The following is a 4,321-nucleotide window of genomic DNA, read 5'->3' on the forward strand; positions in this document are numbered from 1 at the left end:
TGTAAAATTATTAAAGATTACGGAGGAAATATGCTATTTTGATTTGTGTAAAAATTATTGTTGACTTATGTGCAATTAGAGAACTATTGCTGCAAATTGATGTTTTTATCAGTCTTCCAGGCTTGGTTTTTCTTTTACTTTTTTAAGTCTTTCTTTATTTAGTATGGAGCTTATCTCTTCTACACTTTTATCAATATCATCATTGATTATTACATAATCATATTTATCACGTTTGCTTATCTCTTTTTGAGCTTCGGCTAATCTGCGCTCTATTTCGCTCGCATCATCACTATTACGCTTTTGCAAACGCAACCTAAGCTCTTCCATTGAAGGAGGAAGTATAAAAACACTCACAACTTTTTTTCTCATGAGCTTGAATAAGTGAAATGCTCCTTGCCAGTCTATGCTTAGTAAAACGCTTATTCCACTGCTCAGGTTTTGCTCTATAAAATCTCTTGGTATACCATAAAAATTCTCAAAAACTTTGGCGTATTCAAGCATCTGACCAGCTTCGCATAACTCGTGAAATTTTTCTTCGGTAACGAAAAAATAGTCTTTTCCATTTATTTCGCCGGGGCGAGGCTTGCGCGTAGTCATAGAAACAGACCTAACTAAATTAATTGATCGCTCAAGTAATTTTGCTGATATAGTAGTTTTTCCAGCTCCAGAAGGGGAGGATAGAACCAATAATACGCCCTCACTTTTTACGGTCATTTTTCTTTGCATTTTTTAACATGACGCTTTTTGGGTCAGAGTTTAAGAAGCTAGAACCTTCTAAATTAGAATTTGATAAGTTGGTGCCAATAAGAGAAGAATTATCAAAGACAGTATAGCGCAAATCGGCTTTTTCAAAATTTGCCTTATTCAAATTAACGTTTACAAACTTTGCTCTACTCAATGTTGAATTAGAAAAATCGGCATTTTCTAAATTCATATTCTTAAATTCAAAGTAAGAATAATTTACATTAAATTTTTCACCCTGTGATATTTTCTCTTGCAAATCTTTAATCGAAGTTATAGCATTTTCTGAACCTGCAAGTTTTTTCTGTCCTTTATTGTCAATCAAAATTGAATTATCAAATTTGCAACCTGTTAAGTGAGCATCAACAACTGAACTTTTATATATGCTTGAAGAGAGAAAAGACATATCACTAATTGTTGAATTGCTCAAATTGCTAAGAAAAAAGCTAGTTTTCCTAAAGGCATTAGCGTGAAGCAAAGAAGATCTGAAATCGATTTCAATAAAATTTGAATTAGTTACTTTTAAATTAGACCAGCTTGAATTATCAGCTAATAAATTAAAGAATGTTGAATTTTCCATTTCACTGGAATCAATATTATGGTGAGAAAGCGTGCTGTTATAAACTTGAGAGTCTTGGATTTTTATCTTATACATTGAAGTTGTAGAAAGGTCTGAATCTTCTATCTTCGCAGAGGTGAATAGTGAATGGTCAAAAAATGAGCCATTCATGTTAGAATTCGCAACTTTAGTATTATGAAACTTTCCGTGACGAATGTCAGCATTAGAGACATTAACTTGATGCAGTTCACTAAAACTAAAATCAATATTGGATAAATCAGCATCCTGAAGATTTGCTTCAGAAACATATGTATGCTTTATCTTGGAACCATTTAGTATAGATTGAACAAAACTTGAATTATCGTCATTCACATAGGAAATTTGTGTGTTGCTTAAATTAGTTTCGTCGAAGTTACTGTTAATTATGATAGAAGAATTAAGGTAGGCAGCGGAAAGATTGCTACCTGTAAAGTCTGATTCTTTTAACTCTGCACCATATATGTTAGCATTTTTTAATGAAGAAAATTGTATCTTTAATTTATATGCATCCACTCCAAAGAAACTTGCATTATCAAGGTTGTTTTTCTGCATAACAGTATCGCTTATTTCACTATCACTAAAATTTACGTGGCTAACATTCGAGTTTGATAAGTTGGAGAAATTCATTTTCACATTCGAGAAATTAGTATGCAAACCAATTACGTTGTGCATACTCACTTTTTTGAGATCGGAACTGATAAAATCAGCATAACTAACATTAGACCGATCAAATACGATATCTGTTAAGTTTGCAGAAACAAATTTTGTAAAACTCAAATTTGTATCTTTTATTTTAATGCCATGTAAATTAGCATTGGAGAAATTAGCACCACGTAAATCAACATCAATGAAAGACACGTCGGATAAATCGGTGTTAGAAAAATCAGCACCAATCAGACTTACTCCATCAAAAACAGATTTACTTAGGTACAGTTGGTTAAAATTAGCTCCATTTAAGTTAGAACCAAAACCTTTCTTAAAATCTTCTGGCACGCCCTCTTTGTGGCACTGCACCAAAAATTCAGCAAAGTCTTTTTTACTGTAAGATACGTATTTTGCATCACGCAAAGCGTTTAAAAAATCACTAATCTGATTTTTTTTATCATTTATTTCGTTTCCATAACATAAATGACCAACTAAAATTAATATCAAAAATCTAATCATCTTGCTTATCGCACTGTATTTCTTTCGTTTTCACAGCCCAATCGTACATTGCTGAGCTTTCTTTATTGTCTATTTTTCTATCCTCCAAAAGATGTGGCATCATTTCGGCAATCGCATTTATTATATTGATCTGCTTTTTTTCGATTGCTATATCAATTGGAGATTGAAAATTATTGTTAACTACTCTAAGATCAGCACCTTGTAATAAGAGAAAGCGCACTATGTCTACCTCACCTTGTTTAACTGAATAAATGAGAGGAGTATCACCCAATTTATTTCTAAACCTTAGTATCTCTTGAATTGTTAATCCAATTTTTTCTAGCTTACTTATTACTCCTCTTAAGCAAGTTAAGTTGTTCTTCTTAATGCAGTAAAAAAATTGCTTACTGTAATCATCAATAAACACAGTTGTAGGAAGATGCTCATTAAGGCTATCATATTGTCGTTTATATATTGACTTGCTTTGTATGTCTTTATGACCCCATTCTTTTATTGGTTCTCTGTTTAGCCTTGTCCATTTTTGTAAACTTTTCTTTTCACTTTGCTCTTCTTCATCTTTTTTAGTTATAGGTTTTACTCTATTGCGGTCCTTGGAATTACTGTTTGTTTCTTTCACTTTTTTTTCTTCAAACTGACTCTCTACTTTTTCTTTTTTTTCCTCTAATAATTGACTCGCATCACTTTTTGAAAGTTCATTATCTTTTATATCAATCTTCTGATCAGCTTGTAGATTTTTTTGCGGGTTAGCTGTATTCTCATTTAAATCAGCACTTAAAGGCAAAGGCTCTGGTTTCAAATCTTTATTCACTTCTTTATTGGCCACATTTGGTAAATTTTGAGCAAATTTGTCTGTGCTTCCTTCTAGCTGGTCATTTGGCAAATCTTTATCAATCCTTTCACCTTCACTTATAGTTTTTTCAACCACGGAAGCTTTGTCCTCGTTGTGTTGCAGTTTCTCTTTATCGGTAGTGCCGTCTAATCTTTTGCTCTCAGCCTCTTGTGTTTGTTTAGCATCGACGTTGCTTTTTAACTCATCTTTTTGATTTGTGCTATCTTGCTCCCTTACACCTACATTTTCGTTTTTATGAACTGATTCAATTTTCTTTTCTTCAAATTGCTCTACAGCAAATAGGCTCAGTGATCCGAATACAACAGCTAATAATATAAAATATAAAATATTTTTCATAAATATCCCAAGCATAAGCTTAATTAAAATGATACTATAATCAAATGATTAATCTACAGTAAAAAATGCCTTAGGATTTAATTTATAAAAAAACAATAGATTTTTTGTATCTGTTCAGGGGCATCGCAAATATTGAAGCAAAGTGGTCAGTGCTTACTGTACGAACATTGTGATTTGAGAGCAATCTCCGCTAGGGAGGATGTCATCCCAGTGCTCCTTTCTCGTCATCCCAGTGCTCAGACACTGGGATCCAGAAAAAAGAATGGTGTCATGCAAGTAGCCTCCTCCTCCTGTCATCCCAGTGCCCAGACACTGGGATCCAGAAAAAAGAATGGTGTCATGCAAGTAGCCTCCTTCTCCTGTCATCCCAGTGCCCTGACTACTTGGATCCAGAAAAGTTTGCTTGTAAGCAAGCAAACTAGCATAGGAAGTGGTTACAACATTTTCGATGAGATTATATGGAAAACTGGATCCCAGTGTCTGGGCACTGGGATGACAAAGGAGGACATTATTCCAGTGCCAAGCACTGACCATTTGCTGTGCAATTTATAGCATTTCTCATAATAGTCCGAACAGGTCATAGGAAGGCAGAATCAACAGCACGACGAAAGGATTCGAATAGAGGAATGTTT

The 4,321-nt window shown here is 33.7% G+C and carries 5 protein-coding genes; 1 reads left to right on the top strand and 4 read right to left on the bottom strand.

Going from position 1 to position 4,321, the window contains the following annotated elements; all coding sequences use genetic code 11:
* Positions 1-108: 108 nt before the first annotated feature.
* From gmk to OZD66_RS05680, 4 genes are all read right to left on the bottom strand, one after another.
* Positions 109-714, bottom strand: coding sequence for a guanylate kinase (gene gmk / locus OZD66_RS05665; RefSeq protein WP_182366868.1), 606 nt, complete (start codon positions 712-714; stop codon positions 109-111).
* Positions 698-2,503 (bottom strand): pentapeptide repeat-containing protein, encoded by a 1,806-nt coding sequence (locus OZD66_RS05670; protein ID WP_182366871.1) that lies wholly within the window; start codon positions 2,501-2,503, stop codon positions 698-700. The genes gmk and OZD66_RS05670 overlap by 17 nt, the downstream gene beginning before the upstream one ends.
* A complete protein-coding gene (locus tag OZD66_RS05675; RefSeq protein WP_182366873.1) occupies positions 2,496-3,689 on the bottom strand; it encodes an ankyrin repeat domain-containing protein in 1,194 nt (397 codons plus the stop codon). Before OZD66_RS05675 ends, OZD66_RS05670 begins: the two co-directional genes overlap by 8 nt.
* Positions 3,690-3,842: 153 nt before the next feature.
* Complete coding sequence (locus OZD66_RS05680) at positions 3,843-4,055, bottom strand: hypothetical protein (RefSeq protein ID WP_275022476.1); 213 nt, start codon at positions 4,053-4,055, stop codon at positions 3,843-3,845.
* 33 nt (positions 4,056-4,088) lie between these two features.
* Between OZD66_RS05680 and OZD66_RS05685 the strand changes: the two genes are divergently transcribed.
* A complete protein-coding gene (locus tag OZD66_RS05685) occupies positions 4,089-4,241 on the top strand; it encodes a hypothetical protein (RefSeq protein ID WP_275022477.1) in 153 nt (50 codons plus the stop codon).
* Positions 4,242-4,321: the final 80 nt, after the last annotated feature.

The organism is Wolbachia endosymbiont of Drosophila baimaii (assembly GCF_028982185.1).
Classification (GTDB): domain Bacteria; phylum Pseudomonadota; class Alphaproteobacteria; order Rickettsiales; family Anaplasmataceae; genus Wolbachia; species Wolbachia pipientis.